This window comes from Enterovibrio norvegicus FF-33, from assembly GCF_000286835.2.
Taxonomy (GTDB): domain Bacteria; phylum Pseudomonadota; class Gammaproteobacteria; order Enterobacterales; family Vibrionaceae; genus Enterovibrio; species Enterovibrio norvegicus_A.
The window spans coordinates 108,427-135,161 of the sequence record NZ_AJYD02000038.1; the positions used below are offsets into that span (position 1 = coordinate 108,427).

Genomic DNA, 26,735 nt, shown 5'->3' on the forward strand with positions numbered 1-26,735 from the left:
GTGAGGACGAGCCAAAAATGAACATTACTTTCTACGTCTCAACAGTCCACCTAGACCAAGAAGAGCAAGGCCTAGCACACCAAAACTACCACCGCTGCGAGTGATCGTATTTGTTTCGTAAGGACGAGGGGTAATATCACCGCTTTCACGTGTCAGTTTCACGGCCACCAGCGCTTCTTCGCCATCACATTTTGCGTCATGGGCTGTTGAACTATAGCCACCAGCACAATAGAAAGCAGACGCTGCAATATCACCATTTACTGCAATATCATAAGCTTCAGCGATACGGTAAGCATTAGCTCCCGTTGCACCATTGGTCAGATCATCCAACAACCAACCGCGCGTATTGTCGAAATCGGCCAAATTTGGCGCAGAGCCATGCAGATATACATAGCCACGCTGGCGTCGAGCGCGATCACGGGAGGATTCAATATCGACCTTACCCACCAGCTCATTATTGTCGTTAATCGCCGCCGCAGTCGCGTTGTAGCCATTAAAGAACAATGAACTTTGAGCAGTGGTTAAAAGTGTCGTTGATGTGCCTTCATTAACAAACACATTTTCTGCGTATGCACCGTTATTCAGCCTGTAGTTCTTAGCCACACCTACAACGACATTGTTTGCATTAATGTCGTTGGCTTCGGTGTAACTATAGATAATATCGCCATTTTGGCGGATTTCTATGCCAGGAATAAGCGACATACCCCAGCAAGTGCCAGCGGATGAATCTAGTTTTAGTGTCGCAAAACACGCATCAAAATCGGCGGTTGGCGTAAACTTCACGGCACGAGCATAGAAGTCACTATCATCATAAGTGCTAAAACCAACCATTGTCGGCGCAGTGTCCGCCCCTACAAGCGCTGCAGCACGAACACTTGCCTGAGCGGTATCGTCTGTATTGCCAGTTGCACCATTCGGGAAGCCAGCAATAACTCGTGCATTATTGGCATCAGTCGCGCCGAGCAACCAAACAGATGCCTGATTAGCAAACTGATAGTACTGACAAGCACGGTTGCTATAGTCAACAGAGCTTGAGCAGCTATTTAAATCGGAAAGCCCAGAATCCTCTGGAGCCTTGTTGCTATTGTTTGGTTCTGCCATGTTATGCGTTGAGGCCGAACCAAACACAATCGTCGTGCCGTTAGCATCTATTGAGCCATTGGCATTGGTTTGACCGATTTGTGGAATAACACCTGTTGCGCTTGATGGAGGAAGAAGTTCTGTGCTTCCTGAAAAGCCTCGACGAACAAATGCACGAGCGTTATAGCTACCTTCGTCGAAATAAGGACTGCTGGAAGCCCCCATCGCCTCCCCAGAATCAGTCACCGCATTAACGACAACATTGGTAGAATCCGTATTTGGGTTTGTCAGCGTTGTACCGGAAACACCTGAACCAAACGGATTAACCTGAGAGCCATCTAAAGTAGCGACACTATTGCTGGTATAACCTGCATGCCAAGCATCAATTTCTTTGTTCAAGCCGCCAGTACAAATATTGGCATCATAGTCTTCACTATCACACACTTCACTAGATGCTTTAATGCCATACCATCGCTCATTCGCCCACGTATCGCAGGTGTTGTAGCCAAGGTAGTTAAAACAGTAACTATCCAAGTCATTATAGCTATTAATGAAATGCTCTACGTCTACCATGTAAGGCAGCTCTTGAGAGTAGTTAAGTCCCACAGGGCCACTTAACACCTCAACCGCAACTTTATCGCCATTAGGCGAAATCGCGGTAGCAGTGGCAGAGTTGGATTCTGATGGAGTGTCTATTTTGGTGACAGAGTACAACGCCGCATTCGCGATCATTGGAAAACCAGCCATCGCAAGCGCGACAGCTGAAAGTTTAAATTTGTTGAACTGCATTACTATTCCTTCTGCATCTCTTCGAGTTCTTCCCATCGTTCAAACGCTGTTTCTAACTCAGCTTCCACATCGCCCAGACGCTGCAAGACAGGCTGTGTTTCTTCGGCGCTTTTCTGGAAGAACGCAGGATCGTTCACCGATTCCTGTAACTGCGAGATTTCATTCTCTAAGTTTTCAAGAAGCTGTGGAAGCGCTTCTAGCTCTCTTTGCAACTTATAAGACAGTTTTTTGCCTGGCTTATTGTTTTCAGCTTGTTTTATAGGCGCTTCTTCTTGTGAAGCTTCCTGTTTCTTTTGTTTCTCTTGAGGTTTATCTGCACCAATCGTCTGACGATAATTATCGCGTTGCTGCATCGCATCGTGATAACCACCGACGAATTTGTGAATAACACCCTCACCTTCAAACACCCAGCTATGAGTCACGGTGTTATCGACAAACTGACGATCATGGCTCACTAACAGCAAAGTACCCTGATAGTTGGCAAGCAATTCTTCCAAAAGTTCCAACGTTTCGATATCCAAATCGTTGGTTGGTTCATCGAGAACCAATAAATTACAAGGCTTAAGGAAGATACGCGCGAGTAGAAGGCGGTTCTTCTCACCACCAGATAAGGCTTTTACTGGTGTTCGTGCACGACGTGGGTGGAACAAGAAATCTTGCAGGTAGCCAAGCACATGTCGCTTACGCCCACCCACTTCGACTTCCATCTTGCCTGCCGCAAGGTTATCGACCACGGTTTTCTCTGGATCGAGCTTCTCTCGGTATTGGTCAAAATAAGCCACTTCGAGCTTAGTGCCGACATGGAACTTGCCAGTTTCGGATTCCAGATTTCCCAACATCAACTTCAGCAACGTACTTTTGCCACAGCCGTTAGGCCCAATCAATGCAATACGGTCTCCACGCATCACATTAAAGCTAAAGTCTTCGATTAAGTTCTTTCCATCAAACTTAAAGCTAATGTCTTTCGCTTCGAAAACGATTTTTCCTGACTTAACCGCTTCATCAACCAGTATATTGGCATTACCCAACACTTCGACACGCTCAGATCGTTCGCGACGAAGTTGCTTGAGGGCACGTACACGGCCTTCGTTACGCGTACGACGCGCTTTGATCCCCTGGCGAATCCAGGTTTCTTCTTGCGCGAGTTTTTTGTCGAACTCAGCGTTTTGATCAGCTTCGACACGAAGCGCTTCTTCTTTGGCATCAAGGTATTTTTCGTAATCGCCAGGCCATGAGCTCAATTGACCGCGGTCGAGGTCAACGATGCGTGTTGCCATAGAACGAATAAATGCACGGTCGTGCGAGATGAAGATGATCGCGCCTTTGAAATCTTTAAGGAAGTTTTCCAGCCACAAAATCGTCGCCACGTCCAAATGGTTCGTTGGCTCATCTAGAAGTAATACATCAGGCTCACACACCAGTGCACGCGCTAAAGCGGCTTTACGCTGCCAACCACCAGACAATTCGGACAACTTCTTAGAACCATCCAATTTAAGTGCATCAAGCACCATGGTCAGTTGGTTTTCAAAATGCCATGCGCCAGAATGGTCTAGCTGATCTTGAACCCTTGCCAATCGGTTGATGTTCTTCTCGCTAGGATCCGTTTCCATCAACCCGAGCAATTCGTGGTACTGCTTAAGGAGCGCCCCTGCTTCTGCTAAACCTTCAGACACATAGTCAACCACAGTGCCTTCGGAATCACGCGGAGGATCTTGCTCTAAACGTGACACTTTCAAATCTTGCTGGCGGTTAATACTGCCGTCATCAAGCTGCACTGTGCCATGGATGACTTTCATTAGAGTCGATTTACCCGCGCCGTTTCGGCCGACAAGACAAACCCGTTCATTGGGCTGCAACGCAAATTCTGCGTGGTCGAGTAAAGGATTATCGCCGTAAGCGAGCTGAGCGTTGGTGATGTTAATCAATGCCATGTTTAACTAACCATGTTGTTAGAGCGAAAGAATCAAAAGGCCAGCTCAGTTCTTCAATGACTGAGCCGTCTTTCGTTTGAAGTGAGATAACAGGAATAGTGACGCCGTAACGAGAGTACAGCGTGTCATCAAATGCAATGTCTATAACGTTCAAAGCAGCGGTGTTATCCGCTGCTTGATATAAAGCCATTGCCTCTTCACAAAGGTGACACCCTTCCGTGCTGTAGAGGATTAAGGCCATTAACCTTCCTTGTGGGTAATAATCCAACAGTTGTGGATCTGCTTGTTACGTTCAAAATCCAATGGAATAGAACGATGAGTAATGTTTTGTGCTGACAAACCCAGTTCGCCGAGCGCTTCGAGATCCATCTTGAAGTTACGTTTGTTGTTAGAGAACACAATCTCGCCGTCAGTTCGAAGTAGACGTTTCAGATCAGCCATCAGTTTGATGTGGTCACGTTGCACATCAAAGTTATCTTCCATACGTTTTGAGTTAGAGAACGTTGGAGGATCGATGAAAATAAGATCGTATTGACCTTGTTCTGACTCAAGCCACTTTAGGCAGTCCGCATGAATGTATTGATGCTGATTCCCCGCTTTACGATTCAATTCCATGTTGCGTTCAGCCCACGCGAGATAGGTTTTAGACATATCTACGGTGGTTGTTGACTTCGCGCCACCCACAGCGGCATGAACCGTTGCTGTACCGGTGTAAGCAAACAAATTGAGGAAGTCTTTACCTTTCGCTTTATCACCCAACATCTTGCGGGTGTTACGGTGGTCTAGGAACAAACCTGTATCAAGGTAGTCTTGAAGATTAACTTCCAGCGTCACGTTGTATTCGTGAACCTTCATAAAACGCTTGGCTTCACCCAGCTTCTGATACTGGTTAGTGCCTTTTTGCTTCTCTCGGGTTTTCAAGATGACGTTGTTTGCGTTAACACCAGTCACGGCAATAGTCGCACGCACAGTGTCCATCAAACGACGACGGGCAGTCTCTTCCGGGATTGTTTTAGGCGGCGCGTATTCTTGAATAACGATGTTGTCGTTATAACGGTCAATCGCCACGTTGTAATCGGGTAAGTCAGCGTCGTACAAGCGATAACATTCAACGCCCTGCTGTTTCGCCCACTTCTCGAGTTTCTTGAGGTTCTTGCGTAAACGGTTAGAAAACTCTGGGGCAACATCCGGCATTTGCACTTGCACTTGGCCATCTGGTGACGTTGTCACCTCACCACGGGCAGTGATCTGGTACGTCTTCATTTCACAATCAAGTGCACCGTTACGCAGGTTATAGGTGCTCTCTGCACGCATGCGAATGCAGCTCAGGAGTTCGTTAGAACCAGAGTAGATGTGTGCGACGGAACCTTTGAATTGCGTTTTAAGCTGCACGCCCAACTGGGTGTACAGCGCAATAAGACCCGGAGTAGTACCAAGACGCTCGCCATATGGCGGGTTACAAATGATGTGACCCGTGCCAAACCCTTCTGGGTTTTGCAGTGTACTTGCGTCTGCTTCTTCAAACTGAATAAGGCTACCAACACCTGCGCGGTTCGCATTCGCTTTTGCCGTTTCAAGCACACGACGGTCGTTATCAAAACCAAAGAAGCGCGTTTCGCACCTTGCAGGGCCTTTCTTGGACTTAACGGTAACTTCCGCATGCACTTCCATCCACTCTTCGCGGTTGAAAGATTTCAGTGATTCAAAGCCCCAACGTTTACGTTTCAATCCTGGCGCAACTTGCGCTGCCATCATTGCTGCTTCAATCAGTAACGTGCCTGAACCACACATAGGGTCAAGCAAGGGTTGCTCTGATGTCCAACCGCTTTTCATCACCAATGCCGCGGCATTGGTTTCACGCAAAGGAGCCATACCTGCTTCGGTACGGTAACCACGCTGGTGCAAGCCACTACCTACCATGTCGATACCCAGCAGGCCATCTTCACGAGACAAGCGCATGTGAATACGAAGGTCAGGTTGCTCACGGTCAATGCTTGGACGCTCACGATCCGCCTTAATAAAGCGGTCTACGATGGCATCTTTAACTTTCAGCGCACCGTACTGACTGTTGCGAATTTCACGGTTAGTACCGTTGAAATCAACAGCAATTCGCTTTTTCTCGCTAAAGTATTCTGGCCAGTTAATGGCAGTTGCACCCAGATACAGGTCCATGTCATCACGTACGGCAAATTCGCTGAGTACAAGAATAAATCGTGATGCTGTGCGGCTCCATAAACAGCACTTGTAAAGGGTTTTCTCATCGGCAAGGAAACGTACGCCGGCATTAACCGCTTTAACGCTGCTTGCGCCGAGTTGTTCGAGTTCTTCTGCAAGCAGGTTTTCGAGACCGCGAGAGGTAATAGCTAAATATTGATTCATGGAAATGTATTCTGAGGGATTTTGCGCGCGATTATACCTGATTTCGTGACGTAGCGCTCTATTGGCAGCCATTTCTTTTCCATTCAATTTAGCCAAAGAGCAAGGTCTTGTAGCGCCAAGCTATACCTATTACTTATCTAAAAGCGCTATTTCAAAAGAAGGCTTTTATTACACTCAACGCCTCATCTTCCCCTCACTTTCGCGTTATCCACAACGAAGAAAACTGTTTCCCACAAGAAACCAATATCACAATATGCTTAATCGTTCTGGATGGGGATCACAACCCAGCCTCAAGCCAGATTGTTAATCTATATATGTACAAATAGTAAGCACACACTTATCCACAACATTAATGAATATGTAGCATCAAAAATAGTCTTAACGCCCCATTCATTCCTAACAAGAAAGTTACTATTCACACCAAATCTGGTATATACCACTGTGATGAATCAATGGCTTACCTTTCGATAAATGGGGAAATTTAGTTATTATCGTTTCTAAAATAGACCTGTTTTCGCCAATTTATAGCGATAATTGAAAGCGGATAAACATTGTATTGATGCAAATTGCGTGAGATAGATCACTTTTATTGGTGGGAGGATTCTCGTTGATTTAAAGAGACTTTCTCACAATTGCATATAAATGAGACAGCCCTTCTTTTTCATTGATAGATAAAAGCAGGTGAATCAAAGCCTGGGATAAGGCTATTCAGACAGAGCAGTTCTGTATGGCTTGTATTGATTCAATGCGAGCAGGGCCAACTCACCCCTGGTCGATACGCCATAGAGGCGCCAGCGCGAGATACAAGCTCAAAGGATATGTGATCAGTCTTTATATCGGGGATTTTACGTGTTCAGTGGCAATTTAGCCTGTTACAGGTAGAAGTTAGAATGCTTGATGGATGATTGAGGATTTAAGAATGGAAAGAAAAGAGGCTGATAGAACGGTTCTATCAGCCTACTAACGCATAATGACCACTGCCGTTATCGTATTGCTGTTGGTATATTGATAACCGATCATTCATTACTTTTATAGCTTCACAGAACCGCATTTGTTTTGTGTCGGTCAGCGCCAATGGTGACTCGCCTGCATGCATACACAATGAAGCGATGCCTGCGTTTTCAATCACTAAAAAGGATTCACTGCCGTGCTCAGTTTTCAATGTCACAAGCGAGCCAGCTTCTGCGGCTGAGTACCCTTCTTGTTCTTGGAAAAACCAGCTTTTTGGTAGTAGCGGTTTATGGAAGCGATTTGCTGCCACTGCGTTCAAAACGAGTTCGGCCTTGCGAGGGCCTGATAGAGAAAGCGCATCTACTGCATCAAAATACGCTTGGAATAGTGATGCGTCATCAACTGAAAATGGGGTTTCAGCAAACGCATCGGGGATGAGCTGTTTGCATTCTATGGCCACTTGGAAAACCATGTCTTCACCTAAATCCAGCATCAATGCTTGTGCTTCTTTATCGAAGTACCACTTCCATGCGTTATTAGGTTTCAACATCGTGCTCGCTCCTGCGCTTGCAGAGAATCGGTCCGTGACCACTGAATAAATTGTGCTTTGGGGAAGTGTAATCGGCTTGAGATAAAAAAAAAGGGGAAGTCATCCTCCCCCTTTACTGCGCATTCTTAATTTTTTTGGTTAAATATTTCGTACGATATCTTTAACCAAACGCGGACCGTGGTAGATAAAGCCAGAGTAAACTTGAACAAGCTCAGCGCCTGCCATCATTTTCTCTTTTGCCGCCATCACTGAGTCAACGCCACCTACACCGATAATCGGTAGTTTACCATTAAGCTCCTGATGAAGACGGCGAATCACTTCCGTGCTTTTGTTTTGAACTGGACGACCGCTCAACCCACCCGCCTCATGTGCATGAGGCATACCTTCGACCAAAGAACGATCCAAGGTTGTGTTAGTTGCAATAACACCATCAATGTTATAACGCACTAGCGCATCGGCCACTTGCACCAGTTCATCTTCGGTCATATCAGGTGCAATCTTCAAAGCAACTGGAACATATTTACCGCGACTTTTCGCAAGTTCGTTCTGGCGCACTTTCAATGCAGAAAGCAAATCGTCCAGTGCGTCACCGTATTGCAGTGATCGTAATCCAGGTGTATTTGGCGAAGAAATGTTAACCGCTATATACCCTGCATGGTCATAAACTTTGTCCATGCAGATTAGGTAATCATCTTTGCCATTTTCCAATGGTGTGTCTTTGTTCTTTCCTATGTTGATGCCAATCACGCCGTCATACTTGGCCTTCTTAACATTCTCCACCAGCGCATCCACACCGTGGTTGTTGAAACCCATGCGGTTGATAATACCTTCCGCAGGAATAACACGGAACAGACGTGGTTTGTCGTTACCATCTTGTGGGCGCGGTGTGACCGTCCCTACTTCGATAGAGCCGAAACCCATTGCACCAAATGCATCAATGCATTCGCCGTTTTTATCCAAGCCAGCTGCAAGGCCTACTGGGTTTTTGAAATGCAATCCCATGACTTGAACGGGACGAGGAGGAAGATTTTGACGATAAAATACATCAAGAGGAGTGCCAGTGAAGCGAGAAAGATTCTTGATTGCCAGATCATGTGCATGCTCTGGGTCTAGCTGAAAGATTGCCGATCTGGCGAGGCGGTACATCATGTAACCTCCAAAAAAAAGCCCCGAATAAACGGGGCTGTATTATCAACACTTTGTTAGCTTAATTCAAATTTAAAAGTGTAAGTTCCCGCAATGCAACGGAGAATTTAGCAAATTCATGCACTGTGCCCACTTTAAACTCGGCCACAATGCTTTCCCAGCGCCCGAGACTCACTGCATGTTCAACCATCCAGGACTCTAAACCCAACTCCGCTGACTCTCCTTTATTCATGCCTTCAAGGATATGTGCCGTCAATAAGCGTTGCTGCCAATCCAGATCTTCACGGAAAGAAGCACGAGCCAACGCTTGCCAATGGTTTTCCACGGGTTGGTTGGTAATTTGCTTGAGGAACCAGTGCAGAGAAAGTGTGTCACCCAGTACAAAGTACAAACGTGCGACCACATCGTAAGGCTTGTTCATCTGCTCTGACACCTGTGCCAGGTCGAGACCTGCGAACAAACTACTTAAACGCACGACTTTATTTGCAATTTCTTTTGGTACACCTAGAACAATGAATTCACTCGCCTGTTCTTCATGCTCCTCTATTTCAGCCGGAACCAAATAGGTTTCAAGATTATCAGCCAGATTCTTCACTGCGGGTTTGTAGAACGCGACTTGCTCCTCAATGCCTTTCGCTTTCATCGGATTACGAAGAATCCAACGAGATGCACGACGAAGCATACGACGACAGCGAAACATGACTGCGTACTGAATTTGTGCAGGAATTACGTTATCTAAAGCGCGAATGTCTTCGAAGGTTTTATCAAAATCAAACACTTCATTCACAATGGCGTAGGCCGACGCAATGTCTCCAACGCTCGCCCCGGTTTCATCTTGCATTCGCGTGACAAAATTGAAGCCCATGACGTTGGACATTTGATTTGCCAAGGAAGTCGCAATGATTTCAGCACGCAATGGGTGTGTTTCCATTGCCTCGCGATAGTTACGCTGTAACTCTTGTGGGAAATATTGTGGCAGAAGTTTTCCAAAGTGCGGATCTTGGGTAATTTGCTCTACCACTAACTGCTCTTTGAGTACCATCTTGCCGTATGCCACCAGCACAGCAATTTCGGGCCTTGTCAGCCCTTTGCCATGCAGTTGACGCTCTGCAAGGGTTTCATCGTCTGGCAAATATTCTAGCTGACGATCCAGTTTGCCCTCTTTTTCCAAATAATGGATAAAGCGAATTTGTTCTTTCAACAGAGCGGCTTTCTGATTATTGGTGACAGAAATAGACTCGCTTTGACAGTAAGCATCATCCAGAACAATGTCACCGACTTCATCTTCCATGCGCTCAAGCAACTCGTTGCGCTGCTTGTAGGTGAGATCCCCTGCCGCTACCAAGCCATTGAGTAAGATCTTAATGTTCACTTCATTGTCTGAACAATCCACGCCACCGACGTTATCAATGAAGTCCGTATTGACCAGACCACCATTCATAGCGAATTCGATGCGACCAAGCTGGGTCATACCTAGGTTACCACCCTCACCAATAATCTTGGCGCCAAGCTCGCTACCGTTTAGACGAAGACCGTCGTTAGCGCGATCGCCAACATCAGTATGCGTCTCAGACTCGGCTTTCACATACGTACCGATACCGCCATTCCAGAGAAGATCCACGTTGGATTTTAAGATCTGTTTGATCAACTCATTTGGTGCCATGCTCTGTTTACGCACACCGAGCATTTTCTGAATCTCAGGGGTCAATTCAATAGACTTCGCTTTACGCGAGAATATACCGCCGCCTTTAGAGATAAGCTTGGTGTTGTAATCTTCCCAGCTTGAACGAGGAAGTTTGAACAAACGATCTCGCTCTACCCATGTTTTCGCTGAATCTGGGGTCGGGTCGATAAAGATATGCATGTGGTTAAACGCAGCCACTAATCGAATGTGCTTCGATAACAACATGCCATTACCGAATACGTCACCCGCCATGTCGCCAATAGCTACACAGGTGAAATCCGTTTCCTGGCAATCAATACCAATTTCTCGGAAGTGACGCTTCACCGATTCCCAACCACCTTTGGCCGTAATACCCATGGCTTTGTGGTCATAACCGTTTGAGCCACCCGATGCAAATGCATCGCCTAACCAGAAGTTATATTCTTCTGATACTGAGTTGGCCAAATCTGAGAAAGTCGCTGTGCCTTTATCCGCAGCAACAACCAAATACGGGTCGTCCTCATCATGACGAACCACATTCACTGGTGGCGTTAATTCGCCTTCAATGATGTTATCCGTGATATCGAGCAAACCACGAATGAATATACGATAGCAACGCTGACCTTCCGCAAAAATTTCATCGCGGCCGCTTAGCGAGTGCTGCTTCTTACAAACGAATCCGCCTTTCGCCCCCACAGGAACAATAACCGTATTCTTAACCTGTTGCGCTTTAACCAATCCAAGGACTTCGGTTCGGAAATCTTCTTGTCGGTCTGACCAACGAAGGCCACCACGTGCGACTTTGCCACCGCGAAGGTGCACACCTTCAACGTCTGGCGAATAGACGAAAATTTCAAAGAAAGGAACGGGTTTTGGTATTTCCGGAATTTGAGAAGGTTGAAGTTTCAATGATAGATAGTCTTTAAATTGACCCGTCTCTTTGTCTTTTTGGAAATAGTTCGTGCGCAACGTTGCGAGGATCATTTCCATGTATCGACGAATAATACGGTCATCATCAAGGCTTTCTACTTTTTCAAGCTCGCCTTCAATTTGACTGATGATACGTGTTTGGTCTTTCTGACTATTCTTTGAGCCACCAAAACGCTTATCAAATAACGTCACCAAGCATTGCGCCAAATCTGCATGCGAGGTCAATGTCTCTTCAATATAAGCTTGACTGAACGGGAACGCGACTTGACGCATATAACGCGCATAAGAACGTAAAATAGTCACTTCACGCCCAGTAAGACCCGCATTTAGCACCAAACGGTTGAAGCCATCACTTTCTAGCTTACCATGCCAAATCGCACCAAAAGCCTCTTGGAAACGTTCACGTGCTTCAGACAGATCAAACCCGTTGCCGGCACTGTGAAGCATGGAGAAATCGAGGATCCAAAACACATCACCCGTCGTTGTCTGTACCTTGTAAGGTGACTCACCAATCACGCGTAAACCCAAGTTTTCGAGCATAGGCATTACGTCGGAAAGGTGGATTGCCTCATCTTTCTGAAACAACTTGAGACGGACTGAGCGAGACGTGGCGGGCTCTTCCTGAGGCCGATAAAAAAGCATATCTAGCTTATTGTCTTCGCTTAGGTTTTCTAATCGCTCGATATCAGCCACCGCTGAGCCCGGCAACATGGCTTCTTTATATGAACGAGGGAAAGCACCAAGATAGCGTTTTGCAATTGGCGTACCACTGTTCTCGCCAAAGTTTGCAATGACAGATTCTTGTAGACGATCATCCCAAGAAGACGCGGCTTCAGTCAGGTTCTGCTCCAATTTCTTCACATCAATGTCAAAGTTGTTGTTTTCAACACGCACAATGTAATGCGTTCGTGCCAACGGACTTTCAGAGAAAAACGTATTGAATTCCACTTCCTGATCGGAGCCAAAATAGTTCTTCATAATACGCTGTGCTGCGATACGGAACTCAGTGTTATAGCGTTCACGCGCCACATACACCATGCACGAAAAGAAGCGTCCAAATGGGTCTCGTCGAACAAAGACGCGCAACATATCGCGGTCTTGTACCTGAACGATACCCATACCGATATCCAGCATCTCAGTTTCAGACGCTTGGAATAATTCATCGCGTGGGAAGTTTTCAATGATATTAGCCAGCGCTTTCCACGAATGCGATCCTTGGTAGTAACCACTGATCTCAAGGATCCGTTGCACTTTGTTTCGCAGTACGGGGATCGCATTGGTCGCTTGGTTATATGCAGCAGAAGCATAAAGGCCATGAAAACGGTGCTCACCAATAACATTGCCTTTTTTATCAAAGCTCTTAAGGCCAATGTAGTCCATATACGCTGGGCGGTGTACACGCGATTTACTGCTGCCTTTATTGATAATAAGGAGTTCTTTACGCAATGCTGTTGCGCGTGCCGATTCAGGCATGGCAGACAATTTTACGCCGGGTCGTTTAAGATCTAACTTCTTCGCCAGACCTAAACCTTGTTCGTCAGATTGTTTGAGTTCATGGTCACCTTCTATCGCATTCAGCTCATAATACTTGTAACCCATGAACGTGAAATTGTGGGAACCAATCCACTGGAGAAACTCGACCGCTTCATCTTTACGTTCTTTATCAACCGGCGGCTTATCTTTCTTAAGCGCTGCAATCAACTCCTGCATTTTGGCTTGCATTGGTTGCCAATCATTAACGATTAGCGCAACGTCGGTTAGCGTTTCCGTTACCTCGGCTTCCAAAGCTGCCATTTCTTTCTTGCTGGTCATGCGGTCGATTTCTAGATGGAAGACGGTTTGACGAACCCCCTTCTCTCCGCCAATCTCGACAACATGCCCACCACTGTCTTTTAATACATGCAACGGCCCATTGAGCATGAGGTGCGAAGCAATATCAAGACGATTCAACGCCATGCGAACAGAATCAACCAAGAAAGGCGCATCCGGCGTGACAATTTCAACGATCGTATGTGTTGACTGCCAACCATTTCCACTCAATGTAGGGTTGAATACCTTTACAAAGATCTGGTCTTGTTCGAACGTATTTAGATGATGCCACAAGCTGATAACAGCACCGTAGAGGTCGGATTCATTCCTTTCCTGTAAATCATCATCTGAGATGGGACCCAAAATCCTTTTTGCCAAAGTTTCTACGAGTGGTTGTTGTTTCTTGTCCAGTTTTTCAGCAATGAGATGATAAACTTTCTCAAGCAACACCGGCACAATAGGGTCACGCGCGGTCATGGTTTACTCCATATATTTTTTATGTAATCGCTATGAGTATAGAAGTTAATTAGTCTTTGCGACGTATGGAGTAGTTTACGACTTAGTTAATAAATTCGTTACATCAAATAACGTTAATTGTATTTGAGTTTTTGGATATGTGATTGACGTACGGTTTAGACTATTAGTTCGAGGGATTTAAAACGATTCGCCTCGTCTACAACCAGCCTAAAACGGCCTTTTAAGCCTAATTGGCTTAGATATGGACGCAAGCGCGATGCAGGCAGTTGCAGTGTTAAGCCATTGTCTGTTTTGACGACAACCGTTGATGCCACGCCGGCATAATGTTGCTGAAAGGTGTGATAAGAGATATCAAGGGTAAATAAGTACACATTCGATTTCATAAAAAAAGCCGTCTCCTCTTAGACGGCTTTAAATTACTTATTCCAACAGTTTTCGCAAGTGTTGTGTTTACACTTCGAGTGCTTTGTTGATTTTCTCGTAAAGATCTTTCGCGAGATTATCAAGCAAGGCCAATCGCTCTAGTTGATCTCGCATTAGCGCCTGACGATCTTGATCGAATCGCTTAAATTTCAGCAAAGGATCTATAAGCCTTGACGCGACCTGAGGGTTGGATTCATTTAGTTGAATCAAAATGTCAGACAGGAACTCATAACCCGCCCCATCTTTGGCATGGAAGTTTACCGGGTTGTTGTTGCAGAAAGCACCAACCAATGAACGGGTGCGGTTCGGGTTTTTGAGGCTAAACGCCGGATGAGACATCTGCGCTTTCACATTATCCAATGCACCTTGTGCTGGATTGCCCCCCTGCAGCATGAACCATTTGTCCATCACCAGACCATCATGTTGCCATTTATCACTAAATGCTTGCATCAAGGCCGCTCGGCTAGCCAGCTCTGCATGATTCGCTGCTGCCAATGCCGCGGCGGTATCTGTCATGTTGTTAGAGTCGGTGTAATGCGCAGAAACGATGTCATCCCCTTGCTCAGTCAGTGCCAAATAAGCCAAACACATATTGCGCAGGCTGCGTTGACCTATCGCATCATGCGCAATGCTGTATTCCATTTGCTTCAGAGAGTGATAGATCGCGCTGAATTCATCCGCCAACTCATTCGCAAAATGCTGTTTAGTGGCACCACGAACTGCGTTAATGGCATCGACGTCAACAACGTCAAACCAGCCACCGATTTCATTTTCACTCGGCAACTGCATCACTTCTGCAATCAGTGCCGCATCAAGCTGATCACTCAACAAGACACCGCGGAATGCATCAACGACTTCTTCAGGAATGTGAACGGCTTCGCCAGCCTGCACGCGAATGACATTTGCTTTGATGTGCTTTGCCAAAAGCATCTGACCTGCATCCCAACGTGCAAATTCATTACGTGCATGCACCATCAAAAACGCGAGCTCTTCATCACTGTAGGCATAACGAAGTGTGACGGGCGCAGAGAACTCACGCAGCATTGAGATAACGGGTTGTTCGCCTACATTGTCAAAGACAAAGGTCTGCTCAGACTCAGTAACGTGCAAGACATTGCTGACAACTTCTCCGTTACACTGTAACTCAATGACGTTACCATCTGAAGCATATAGCTCTACATCGAATGGGATCATCAGAGGTTGCTTATCTTTCTGATCCGCAGTCGATGGCGTGTGTTGTTTTACACGCAATGTCAGCGTGTTGCTTTCATCATCATAAACACTGGTTACATCAAGCACAGGTGTTCCAGACTGGCTATACCAAAGACGGAATTGCTTCAAATCGATTCCAGATGCATCTTCCATTGCTTTGACAAAGTCTTCACAAGTGGCCGCGGTGCCATCGTGACGTTCAAAGTAAAGCTTGATGCCTTTCTGAAACTTCACTTCTCCTAGAAGGGTATGCATCATACGGATCACTTCACTGCCCTTTTCATACACGGTCAATGTGTAGAAGTTATTCATTTCGATAACTTTGTCAGGGCGGATTGGGTGTGCCATTGGGCTGCGGTCTTCTGCAAATTGAGGACCGCGCATGGTACGCACATTGCCAATACGGTTTACTGCTCGTGAACCGAGATCTGAAGAGAACTCTTGGTCACGGAAAACCGTCAGACCTTCTTTAAGGCTTAACTGGAACCAATCACGACAGGTCACACGGTTGCCTGTCCAGTTGTGGAAATATTCGTGACCTATCACCGCTTCAATACCAAGGTAGTCAGTATCGGTGGCGGTGTCTGAATTCGCGAGAACATACTTGGAGTTAAAGACATTTAAGCCTTTGTTTTCCATTGCTCCCATGTTGAAGAAATCAACGGCAACGATCATGTAGATATCAAGATCGTATTCAAGATCAAAACGATCCTCATCCCACTTCATCGAGTTTTTCAGTGATGTCATTGCATGGGTTGCACGATCTAAGTTGCCTTTGTCGACGAAAATCTCCAAGGCAACATCGCGACCACTTCGTGTGGTGAAACTGTCTGCAAGGCGATCAAAATCGCCCGCTACCAGCGCAAACAAGTAACTTGGCTTTGCATACGGGTCTTCCCACTGTACCCAGTGACGACCACTCTCTAATTCTCCAGAGCCGACTTTGTTGCCGTTACTTAGTAGAAATGGAAAGGCAGATTTATCTGCGGCAATTTTTGTGGTGAACTTGGCCAGCACGTCAGGACGGTCAAGATAGTAAGTAATTCTACGGAAGCCCTCTGCTTCACATTGTGTGCAGTATGCCCCATCGGATAAATACAAACCTTCCAATGAACTGTTTGCAGCGGGATCAATGTGTGTCTCTATCAAGAGTTCAAATTCTGTTGGCAATTGCGTTAGGACTAGCCCTTCTGGCGTTTCTTCAAAATGCGGCCACGCTTCACCGTTTATCTCTACACGCTTTAGAGACAGACCATCACCATCCAAAAACATAGAATCTGAACCAATAACCTGCTGCTTCACTCGGCTTTTAGCAATAACTTGTGTGTGTGAAGCTTGAAGGTCAAAATCCAAGTCAAGATGAGTTATCGTAAAGTCAGGAGCCTTGTAATCTTTACGGTACTTGGCCTGAGGTTGTTGCGTCATGTCAGATTCCTTTTATTGCATAACGATTGACAGGCTGTTAGTCAATTCCACCAGCAGCCTGTTAAAAAATCGGAGTATTCACCTAAGATACTCACTAAGCCAGTGTATTGCTATAGCTTGGCTGAGCAGCAAATAACCAAACGCACTTTAACGTTTAGAAGAATAGATGGAGATCATATTATCTATAGGTTGACTAGACTGCCTAGTTTGACGTTAAATTTGCACCCTTAAATAAAACTGCCTGGCGCAACTGGGCGAGAATTGCCAACGTTCAGCCAACACCCGATTCGAGGTATAAAATCAGGCATGCACACACCCATTATTTCGTCATTATTAGACACGGATGCCTACAAACTAAATATGCAGCAGGCGATCTTTCATCACTACCCTGATGTCGTTGCCACTGCTGAGTTCCATTGCCGTAGCGATGAAAGTCTTGTTTCATTAAAAACTCGATTGGAATTTGAAATTCAATCACTTGCGAATCTGTCTTTTACAGAGAGTGATGTGACATTTCTTTCAACTCTTGGGCTTTATCAATCTGATTATCTTACATTTCTTTCAACGTTCTCACTCAGTGCGGACCATGTCACCGTGTCGATTGAAGACAAGCAACTTGCTATTCGTATCGAAGGTAAATGGCTCGATATCATCCTATGGGAAGTGCCATTACTGGCTATAATTTGCGAGTTACGTTGTCACGAAAAATACCCAGACACACACGCCAAACATGCTGTTGATTTACTCAATAATAAGTTAAACACCCTCTCGGCGCACAGTGCCCTTTCCAATGCAGACAAAGCGTTTCAGTTTGTCGATTTTGGTACTCGTCGCCGCTTTTCGAAAGCGGTGCATCATGCCATCGTGGATCATCTGGTGCATCATTCGATCCACTTTGCTGGGACATCGAACCTTTTGTTGGCTGCAAAGCATGGTATTCCCGCCGTGGGTACGCAAGCCCATGAATGGTTCCAGGCACATCAACAACTGGCGGGCGATTTAGCCGATTCACAACAAATTGCACTTAACCGATGGTTACAGGAATACCCGACAAAACTCGGCATCGCACTCACTGATTGCATTAACATGGACGCTTTTCTTAAAGACTTCACGCCGTATTTGAGTCAACAGTTTTCGGGACTACGTCATGACAGTGGAGACCCGATGACTTGGGGTGAGAAAGCGATCGCGCATTATCAAGGTCTAGATATCAATCCGATGGAAAAAACGCTGATTTTTTCTGATGGACTGACCCTAGAAAAAGCGCTCGATATCCATCACCATTTCTCAGGCCGTATTAATACGTCGTTTGGGATCGGTACGCAGCTGACTTGTCACTTACCTGAAGTAGAAACACTTAACATTGTCATTAAGCTTGTCACTTGCAATGGTAAACCTGTTGCGAAAATTTCGGATGAGCCCGGAAAATCAATCTGTCGAGACAGCAATTATCTCAACGCATTGAAAAAAGCCTTCAATATTTAATTCCTCTCTTTCGCAAAAAGGGCGCTGAGAACAGCGCCCTTTCTTTTTCATTCTTTTCACTTGAATCACATCAACCACCGTACTTTACTTTGATGGATATTCCGCTCTACTCTCATTGACGTCTTAATATCGCTTCCATACCAAAATCAGTGTTCGTTAATGTCAGCGTATTTGAATCCAATTGAAATTCTGAATCTTGCTGACCACCTCGATAGATAAGAACAAGATGGTCATTCTCTAAAAAGTAGACGCCTCGATGTGTAACTTGCTGCCCTTGTTTTCCAGATACTCTCACTGAAAACAAGAAATCAGGACGTAACATCAGTGCGAGCTTTTCGACTTGCTCATCAACATCTTTACCTTTAATCACTTCGCTAAACCATGCGCCGGACAAATTGTGTGGCAAAATTTTGGTGAACCGAGCACCTTTTAGCATCAATTGATTGTGATTAAGTTGGTATTCATGGTGTTGAGAATCACCGTATTCGTCGTTCAGCACTAACGTAGAATCATCAAGATCGTAAAAGCCTTTAGCTTCTTCAACAGTTCCATCGCTATTCAGTAACTTCACATTGAACTGGTAGTCTGAGCTGAATGTGATATTAATCGCTTTGTATTTTACGTCCGGATCCGTTCCCGTACCTTCTTGCTGATCGGGACTAAACCAGTACCAATCGCCAATCAACAAGGGGAAGTCAAATTGAGTGAGGTCTTGTGCTTTGATTGGCAATGATACAGAGAAAATTACAATAAATAGACTGATGAACTTTGTCATTGGCTTCCCCTTCGCTTGATAGCATCACTTTAATTTTAGACACATATCACTATTAGGGGCTCATTTTGTTAACGTTTTCGTTACTTCTTCTATTGAAAAAAGAAAAAGCGGGCATAAGCCCGCTTTTCGATTGGTTACTGTGAGAATCACACTAACTGTTTAGTTTTTTTGCCAAATCAAGCGTAATTAATGCGGCTTCATCGAGGTAAGCATCCGGCTCTTCATAATCTGTTGGTACATCGTCCAACGATTTGAACGGTGGTTTATCAAGTTCCACCTGACGCTCATTCAAACGAGAAAGGCGTTTGGTATCGGCATTTTCCTGTTCGATAACACGTGCTTTTTCATTGAGTGAAATAGCATTATCGTCCTTCAAAGCCTTATATTCTGCAATGTCGCTCAGAATATAGCCAAACTCAGTATCCGTTTTAGTACGCTCTTGGTGTGCCTTGTCCAAATTAGAGAACAAGGAATTCAATTCACCAACTTTTTTATAAGCAGCAGGATTAATGCTATCCCACGGCAATGCGTTGTCTTCAACACTTTCACCGGTTTCTTCCGGATCAACCGCTGTTGGGAATGAAATATCAGGTACAACACCTAAGTGCTGCGTACTGCCACCATTGATGCGATAGAATTTTTGGATCGTGTATTGAACATGACCTAACGGTTTATCGCCCAAGTCATAGATCTTCTGCAGCGTGCGATGTTGCTGAACGGTCCCTTTACCAAAGGATTGCTCACCAATAATCACTGCGCGACCGTAATCTTGAAGTGCAGCAGCAAAGATTTCTGAAGCAGAAGCTGAATAACGGTTAATCAACACTGTGACTGGGCCGTCATAATAAATCTTGCTATCACTATCGCCGTTTACTTTGACACGACCATAGCTGTCACGAACCTGTACAACAGGACCACCCTTAATAAACAAACCTGTTAGTGCCGATGCTTCGCTAAGCGCACCGCCGCCATTATTTCTCAGATCAATAACAATACCGCTTACGTTATCTTTCTTCAGGTTTGCGATTTCTTTCTTGGTATCTTCGGCGAGGCCAACATAAAAGCTCGGGACAGATATAACGCCGACTTTCGCGCTTTCCTGCTCAATCACTTCAGATTTAACAGCGCGGTCTTCAAGGCGAATTTTGTCTCGCACAAGAGTGACGTTGTAACTCTTAGCGTTAGCACCTTCAGGCAAGATTTGCAGCTCAACCTTGCTTCCTTTCGGTCCTTTGATCAGCTGAACAACATCATCTAATCGCCAGCCGATTACATCTATAATCTGCTCATCATCTTGAGCAACACCAATGATGCGATCACCAGGAGAAAGCTTTTTCGATTTCGATGCGGGCCCACCAGCAACAAGCGAACGAATAACCGTAAAGTCATCATCTACTTGCAGCACGGCGCCAATACCTTCAAGAGAGAGATTCATCTCTGATTGGAATTGTTCAGCGTTTCGTGGCGAAAGGTAACTGGTATGTGGATCAACCTCACGAGAGAAAGCATTCAGATAAACCTGAAAAACATCTTCACTCTTGGTTTGAATCAATCGTTTAAGTGCGCTGTTGTAGCGCTTTGACAAGGTTTCCTGAATTTCAGGCCACGCCTTACCGGCAAGCTTAAGGTTCAACGCGTCATTCTTAACACGCTTACGCCAAAGCTCATTCAATTCGTCAGTGTTTTTTGCCCATGGCTCTTCACTGCGATCAATCAACATCTCTTCTTCTGCATCAAACGTAATTTCGTTATCAAGCAAAGCAAGCGCGTACTGATAACGCTCAAAACGTTTTTTCAATGCAGTATTGAAAATGTCATAAGCTGCGGAAGTGTCGCCAGAGCGCAATTGATCATCTATGCTCGTACGCCACTTAGACATCGCATCCACTTCTACCTGAGTCAGGAAGAGGCGATTGAAGTCTAGCGTTTCAAGATAGCGATCGAACACATTAGAAGAAAAATCGTCATTTAGCTGGAATTGCTTGTAATGCGACGTTTCAAAACTACTCGTTATCCGCACGCTGGCAGCTTTATGCTGAGGTTCTGAAACCAGAGTAGGCAGCTCAGCGGTGGCGTAATTAGCCTCTAAGGCTTGGGTGGACGCCACCAGCATTAAGCTGGCAGCAATCACGGAAAAGCGGAATCGACAGATCATGCGTCGAAGGATCTCCTTTACGAACTGAGGTGCTCCGCTTTTACTAGCATGGTTAGACCATTGCTCAAACGAACGCGAACCTCGTCCTTGTTAAGTTCTACAATCGTAGCGGGCATGTTGCCATTACCCATATTAACGTTTACGTCCTTACCTACGACAATGTCTTCAGCCTTGAGTTCACGACGTGGCTCAACCGGCTTCTTAACTAGCTTAGTATTTTTTGCCTTAGCTGGTCGAGAATTTGCTGGGTTAGCTGTTGATTTATTTGATTTTGGCGCTCTTTTCTCTTTCGAGCTGGCTTTTTTATCGCCATTTTTCGCAGCTTGCTCTTTACGACGCTCAGCTGCACGCGTTTTGCTTTCAGCTAGCGCAGTTTGCGCGTGGTCAACGTGCTCTTGCTCAAGCTCACCACAATCGTTGCCGTCAAGATCAACACGAATAGCGCCGGCTTTTACCCCGTAAAGGTAACGCCAGGAAGATGTATATTGGCGAAGTGCCGCGCGAAGTTGCGTTTTACTGACTTTAGCATCATCAGCAAGACGTTCAGCCAAGTCTTGGAATATGCCTATTTTCAGTGGGCGGGCTTCACCTTCAAGGGTAAAGCATGCAGGGAAACGTTCAGCGATATAGGCAATAACTTGCTTGCTGTTGGCTAATTTTTCAGTGTTTTCCATTTTTCTTCCTGTCTCATTGCGCAACGGCGACAACAGAGATCGTGTACGAGTTAACAAATTTAGTGCTGCGTATTATAGATACCTGTGTCCGAAAAACCACAGAGAACCTTAAATTTAGAGGTGTTTTTGCAATTCATTGACCAATAAAGTGAGTCCGGTTTCATCATGGTGATCAAATCTTGCTATTTTTGGCGAATCTATGTCCAACACACCCAACAATTTTTCGCCTTTATACAAAGGTAAAACAATTTCTGAATTACTTTGTGCATCACAAGCGATATGCCCATCAAAAAGATGTACATCTGCAATTCGTTCAACACGTTTGTGACTGAACGCACTTCCGCAAACGCCTTTTTGGTAAGGAATACGCACACACGCCGTGTTGCCTTGGAATGGTCCTAGCACCAATTCCTCGCCATCATCCAGATAAAACCCAGCCCAGTTAATGTCATCTAATGACTGAAACAGGAGTGCACTAACGTTAGCAAGGTTAGCAATAAGGTTCGATTCATTCTCAATAAGAGACACAGTTTGGCGGGAAAGCAGCGCGTAAAATTCTGTTTTACTATCCATATGTGACTACATCCAGTTGGATCAAGTTGGACCAAGTTAGATAAGATAAAGATTATTGAGCAAGGGTTCAATGTTGTCACGCTAAGATGGTGCGTTAATCCAGTTATCACTTGTGTGATTGAATGTTCTCGAAAATATGAAGCCACTCAATTTGTCTCGACGCTATACCAATGTTTTATCAAAAATTACGTGTTCTTGAATAACAGATTGATTAAGATGCACATTTGCAGCATACATGTATACCAAAGCAGCCCATGGACAGGGTCTCGATATCAACACCGCAATATTTGCCGTGTTGGGTGATAAACTATACCCAATCTATGGGTAATTCGAACGACCTTAGGGGAATAAACCGCTATGCGCGTGCTTAAATGCACCTCCTGTGATCTGCTATTGCAAGAGATCCCTGTTCAGCGGGGTTTCAGTGCTCGTTGCCCAACCTGTGACTCTCGTGTCATTAAAAACTCCTCGCTTAGTCGGTCTGGAGAAGTGGCTATTGCATTCGCCGCACTTGCTCTGTTCTTCCCAGCACAATTGTTCCCACTGCTTTCTATTAACTTGGTGGGTGTCCCACTCTCCACAACGGTAACCAGTGGTGCCATTACCTTAATGGATTCCTTCCCTTTTGTTGGCCTGCTCGTCATCTTTTGTACCGCCTTTGCCCCATTGCTTTTTCTTGTTTCCATCTTAGGCGCAAACTTGGCTTTGTCTTTCCATCATGCCAAATCTCTTTTTGTGGCCACTTATTGCCTAAAAGTCATTAAACATTGGGTCATGATCGATGTGTTTCTCGTCAGCTTGGCGGTTGCCGGCTTCAAGGTGATTGAGATTGCGGAGATATCCGTAGGGCCAGCGTTGCTTAGCTTTGTGATGTTACAAGTGCTAGTCGCCTTTTTGTTGTCTCGCATCTCCCCAAAACGTTATTGGGATGCCTACAGTATCAACAATGAAGCGTTGCAAGATTTTGAGATGAATAAACCTAGCAATCACGTTGGTAATCGCACGTTTAAAACTGAAACGCTGATCCGCTGCCAACATTGTGGGTTAACGCAAGAGAGCAATCATCAACATTGCTTCCGATGCAGTGCAAAGCTGGAATCTCGCGTTTTTCAAAGCGTCCAAAAAACGTGGGCATCTCTACTTGCTGCCGTCATATTTATCTTTCCTGCTAACTTCTATCCTATTTCTATTCTGTTGAGCAACGGAAAACGGTTTGAAGACACCATTTTTTCAGGCGTAGCAGGTCTGATAAAGCAAGGAATGTATGGCATTGCCATTATCATTTTCACTGCCAGTATCATCGTGCCTGTCGCAAAGATAGTTGGCCTCCTATACATCTTAATTTGTATCCACCTCAAAGTGACAATAGGTCGCAGGCAGCGAATGAAAATGTATCGTTTCGTCAAGTGGATTGGTAAATGGTCAATGATGGACCTCTGTGTTATTGCCATCATGGTTTCACTGATTGACCGTGGCAACCTACTCGATTTTACTCCTGGGCCTGGCGCCATCGCCTTTGGGCTGGTCGTGGTGTTAACCATGATTTCGGCTGAAAGCCTCGACTCTCGACTTATTTGGGACAAACATGAGCAACGTTGAAGATTCTCAAGTGACTGAACCACAATTGAAAAAAGATAAAAGCATTTCACCTCTGTGGATATTCACGGCCCTCGCCTTCATGCTTGCAGGCTGGCTTTTGTACAAATCGGTCAATGAAGCCGGTGAGCGTATCGAAATCCATTTTACTGACGCCCAAGGCATTGAGGCTGGAAGAACCACAATTCGCTATCAAGGCCTAGAAGTCGGGATCGTTAGAAAAGTGAGGCTCTCTGACGACCTAAAAAGCATTTCAGCTCAAGCTGACATCTACCCAGAAGCAACAAAAATCCTGCGTCAGAACACTGTTTTTTGGGTTGTTAGACCAAAAGCATCAATCACAGGCATTACGGGGCTAGATGCCCTTGTGACTGGCAACTACATTGCAGTTAAGCCAGGAATTGGTGAAGTGCGAACCACTTTTGTTGCCGCAGAAGAGCCTCCTGTTAATGCCTCTGGCGATGGTAATTTACACATTCAACTGCAAGCCCCGGATTTGGGGTCATTAAATATTGGCTCAGGTATTTACTATAAAAAAATCCGTGTGGGCGAAGTGGTTGACTATCGTTTAACCTCTGACAATCAAGGTGTGACAGTGTCACTCAGTATTCAGAAAGAATACGCCAAGCTAGTGACAAAAAGCACTAAATTCTGGAATGTCAGTGGTGTCAGCGCAGATATTGGCTTAGGTGGTATTGACGTTAACGTTGAAAACCTTGCATCAGTACTCGCTGGCGGTATTGCCTTTGACTCTCCCAAAAATGCTGAACCTGCCGTTCCTTTAGACGTTTTCACACTTTACAGCTCGATTAACGATACTGACCGTGGCCTTCCTATCACTATTGCTCTGCCCGAGAACCACGGGATAACCAACCCAAACTCCCCCATTCTTTACCAAGGCTTGGAGATTGGCCGCCTGAATGGCATCCATTTTAATGACAACTTCTCTGGCACTATCGCCAAAGCCAATATTAACCCTTCAATGGCATGGACATTAACAGCGGGCACTGAGTTTATTATCGATAAGCCTGAGCTGTCTTTGAGTGGTGTGAAACACCTAGCAAACCTAGTCACTGGAAACACATTATCGTTACAACCGGGCGAAGGTGAAGAAAGTCATGAGTTCACGGCAAAGACCAGCGTAAGCATGATCGCTAACGATCCTGGTGCGCTCGTTCTGACACTGAGTTCTGACAATGTTTGGGGGCTAAAAACAGGCACCAAGGTGATTTATCGTGGTATTCAAGTAGGGTTCGTCAGCAACACACAACTGAACGCTGACGACGTTTCTCTCAGCCTTGTTGTTTATCCAGACTATGCACATCTCATAAAAAGCCATTCTCGCTTCTTTGTTTTAGGGGGTATTAACGGAAATGTGAGTGCCGAAGGGATTGAATTCAGTGTTCCAACCTTCGCTCAGATGGTGGACAAAACCATCAGCTTTACCAGCGAAGGGAATAGCAAAGCAAAAACTGAATATCTCTTGTTTGAATCAGAAATTCTTGCTCGTAACGCCAAAGAAGCACTTCGAGGATTCAAGCGAATAACACTGACGGCAAACAAATTGCCTTCAGTGTCTGAAGGTAGCCCGGTGATGTACAAAAACTTCACCGTGGGAAAGGTTGAGCGTTTTGAATTGGCACAAGATAAAGTGAAAGTCTCGCTACAGATCGACAACCGTTACCATCATCTGATCACACCACACACTGTGTTTTGGAATCATTCAGGTGTGGACATCAAAGCAGGACTCTCCGGTGTTGAGATTGACACGGGTTCGCTTAAATCTATCGTCGCGGGCGGGATCTCTTTTGGTGACATCAAAGGTATCGACAACAAAACTGGTACCCATTGGAAGTTATATAACAGCTTTACCGCCGCTCAAAATTACGGATTAAAACTCACATTCACCGCTGACGATGCCAGCGGCCTCTCATCAGGAAGTAAGATACGCTACCAAGGTGTTGATGTTGGTGAAGTTAACAAGCTATCTCCTGCGTTTAAAGATGGTGGTGTCATTGTAAATGCGACAATCTATCCAGAGTTTTCAGAGCAGTTAGCACGCGCAACCAGCTACTTTTGGGTTGCTCAACCAACACTTAGCTTAACGAAAACAGAGAATCTTGATTCATTGTTTGGTGCTTACATTTCTGTCGTGCCTGGTAAAGGTGCGAAGCGTCAGTCCTTCCAGCTTCACAAAGCTGCCGAATATGCGGGCGGATTGACGCTCATTTTGGAAAGCGAAAATCGCGATTCCGTTAATGTTGGTACCCCCATATTGTTTCGTGACTTCGAAGTCGGCGCAGTCACTGATGTGAGTTTGGGTCGCTTTGCCGACCGTGTCTTAATTGAAGTGAAGATCAGTGATGACTATAAACACCTAATAAGGAACAACACGGTTTTCTGGAACCAATCCGGTGTCGACGTTTCCATTGGTCTGACTGGCGCGACGGTTCGAAGTGGTACCCTAGAAAGTATTATAAAAGGCGGAATATCCTTCGCTACACCGGAAGGTGACAAACTGGCGAAACCCGCGAGATCCGATCAGCACTTCCTTCTTAACAAGCAACCAAAAGAGGAATGGACATCTTGGCGAACCGCTATCCCTTATTTCTAATTATCGACTAACAAATACGGGCATAAAGGCGTGAACTCCCTTGGATTCGCGCCTTTTTCTTTAACAGCAAGCGCTTCGTCTGGCGTCTCAGCCGCTTT

General features: G+C 45.4%; 16 protein-coding genes. 3 read left to right on the plus strand and 13 right to left on the minus strand.

Annotation, left to right across the window (positions count from 1 at the left end; all coding sequences use genetic code 11):
• Positions 1-24 precede the first annotated feature (24 nt).
• The 9 genes from A1OO_RS08955 to pepN form a co-directional block, all read right to left on the minus strand.
• Positions 25-1,869, minus strand: a complete 1,845-nt coding sequence (locus A1OO_RS08955) for a DUF3466 family protein (RefSeq protein WP_017002772.1) — start codon at positions 1,867-1,869, stop codon at positions 25-27.
• 2 nt (positions 1,870-1,871) lie between these two features.
• The gene (gene uup, locus A1OO_RS08960) at positions 1,872-3,800 is read right to left on the minus strand and encodes an ATP-binding cassette ATPase Uup (RefSeq protein ID WP_017002773.1); all 1,929 of its coding nucleotides are present in this window, start codon (positions 3,798-3,800) and stop codon (positions 1,872-1,874) included.
• Positions 3,787-4,041: a glutaredoxin family protein gene (locus A1OO_RS08965; protein WP_017002774.1), complete on the minus strand. Its 255-nt coding sequence runs from the start codon at positions 4,039-4,041 to the stop codon at positions 3,787-3,789. The genes uup and A1OO_RS08965 overlap by 14 nt, the downstream gene beginning before the upstream one ends.
• Complete coding sequence (gene rlmKL / locus A1OO_RS08970) at positions 4,041-6,179, minus strand: bifunctional 23S rRNA (guanine(2069)-N(7))-methyltransferase RlmK/23S rRNA (guanine(2445)-N(2))-methyltransferase RlmL (protein ID WP_026023783.1); 2,139 nt, start codon at positions 6,177-6,179, stop codon at positions 4,041-4,043. The genes A1OO_RS08965 and rlmKL overlap by 1 nt, the downstream gene beginning before the upstream one ends.
• A gap of 952 nt (positions 6,180-7,131) precedes the next feature.
• Positions 7,132-7,680, minus strand: a complete 549-nt coding sequence (locus A1OO_RS08975; RefSeq protein WP_016962165.1) for a cell division protein ZapC — start codon at positions 7,678-7,680, stop codon at positions 7,132-7,134.
• A gap of 138 nt (positions 7,681-7,818) precedes the next feature.
• Positions 7,819-8,829 (minus strand): quinone-dependent dihydroorotate dehydrogenase, encoded by a 1,011-nt coding sequence (pyrD, locus tag A1OO_RS08980; RefSeq protein ID WP_017002776.1) that lies wholly within the window; start codon positions 8,827-8,829, stop codon positions 7,819-7,821.
• A gap of 58 nt (positions 8,830-8,887) precedes the next feature.
• A complete protein-coding gene (locus A1OO_RS08985) occupies positions 8,888-13,705 on the minus strand; it encodes an NAD-glutamate dehydrogenase (RefSeq protein ID WP_017002777.1) in 4,818 nt (1,605 codons plus the stop codon).
• 155 nt (positions 13,706-13,860) lie between these two features.
• Positions 13,861-14,088: a DUF2835 domain-containing protein gene (locus A1OO_RS08990; protein ID WP_016962168.1), complete on the minus strand. Its 228-nt coding sequence runs from the start codon at positions 14,086-14,088 to the stop codon at positions 13,861-13,863.
• Between the two features lie 67 nt (positions 14,089-14,155).
• Positions 14,156-16,765 (minus strand): aminopeptidase N, encoded by a 2,610-nt coding sequence (gene pepN / locus A1OO_RS08995; RefSeq protein WP_017002778.1) that lies wholly within the window; start codon positions 16,763-16,765, stop codon positions 14,156-14,158.
• A gap of 306 nt (positions 16,766-17,071) precedes the next feature.
• Here pepN and pncB point away from each other — a divergent pair, with 306 nt between their 5' ends.
• Positions 17,072-18,250 (plus strand): nicotinate phosphoribosyltransferase, encoded by a 1,179-nt coding sequence (gene pncB, locus A1OO_RS09000; RefSeq protein ID WP_026023784.1) that lies wholly within the window; start codon positions 17,072-17,074, stop codon positions 18,248-18,250.
• A 112-nt stretch (positions 18,251-18,362) separates the two neighbouring features.
• Here pncB and A1OO_RS09005 read toward each other — a convergent pair whose 3' ends face one another.
• The 4 genes from A1OO_RS09005 to A1OO_RS09020 form a co-directional block, all read right to left on the minus strand.
• A complete protein-coding gene (locus A1OO_RS09005) occupies positions 18,363-19,025 on the minus strand; it encodes a hypothetical protein (protein WP_017002780.1) in 663 nt (220 codons plus the stop codon).
• 151 nt (positions 19,026-19,176) lie between these two features.
• Positions 19,177-21,180 carry a carboxy terminal-processing peptidase gene (gene prc, locus A1OO_RS09010; protein ID WP_017002781.1) on the minus strand — a complete coding sequence of 668 codons (2,004 nt, stop codon included), beginning with the start codon at positions 21,178-21,180 and terminating at the stop codon, positions 19,177-19,179.
• Between the two features lie 17 nt (positions 21,181-21,197).
• Entirely contained in the window at positions 21,198-21,854 is a 657-nt protein-coding gene (proQ, locus tag A1OO_RS09015; RefSeq protein WP_017002782.1) for an RNA chaperone ProQ, read from the minus strand.
• Positions 21,855-21,968: 114 nt separating this feature from the next.
• Entirely contained in the window at positions 21,969-22,427 is a 459-nt protein-coding gene (locus A1OO_RS09020; RefSeq protein ID WP_017002783.1) for a GAF domain-containing protein, read from the minus strand.
• Positions 22,428-22,784: 357 nt separating this feature from the next.
• On the opposite strand from A1OO_RS09020, the gene A1OO_RS09025 reads away from it, so the two are divergent.
• Together A1OO_RS09025 and A1OO_RS09030 are read left to right on the plus strand one after the other, a co-directional pair.
• Positions 22,785-24,026 carry a paraquat-inducible protein A gene (locus A1OO_RS09025; RefSeq protein ID WP_016962175.1) on the plus strand — a complete coding sequence of 414 codons (1,242 nt, stop codon included), beginning with the start codon at positions 22,785-22,787 and terminating at the stop codon, positions 24,024-24,026.
• Complete coding sequence (locus tag A1OO_RS09030; RefSeq protein ID WP_017002784.1) at positions 24,013-26,637, plus strand: PqiB family protein; 2,625 nt, start codon at positions 24,013-24,015, stop codon at positions 26,635-26,637. Before A1OO_RS09025 ends, A1OO_RS09030 begins: the two co-directional genes overlap by 14 nt.
• The last annotated feature ends 98 nt before the right edge of the window (positions 26,638-26,735 follow it).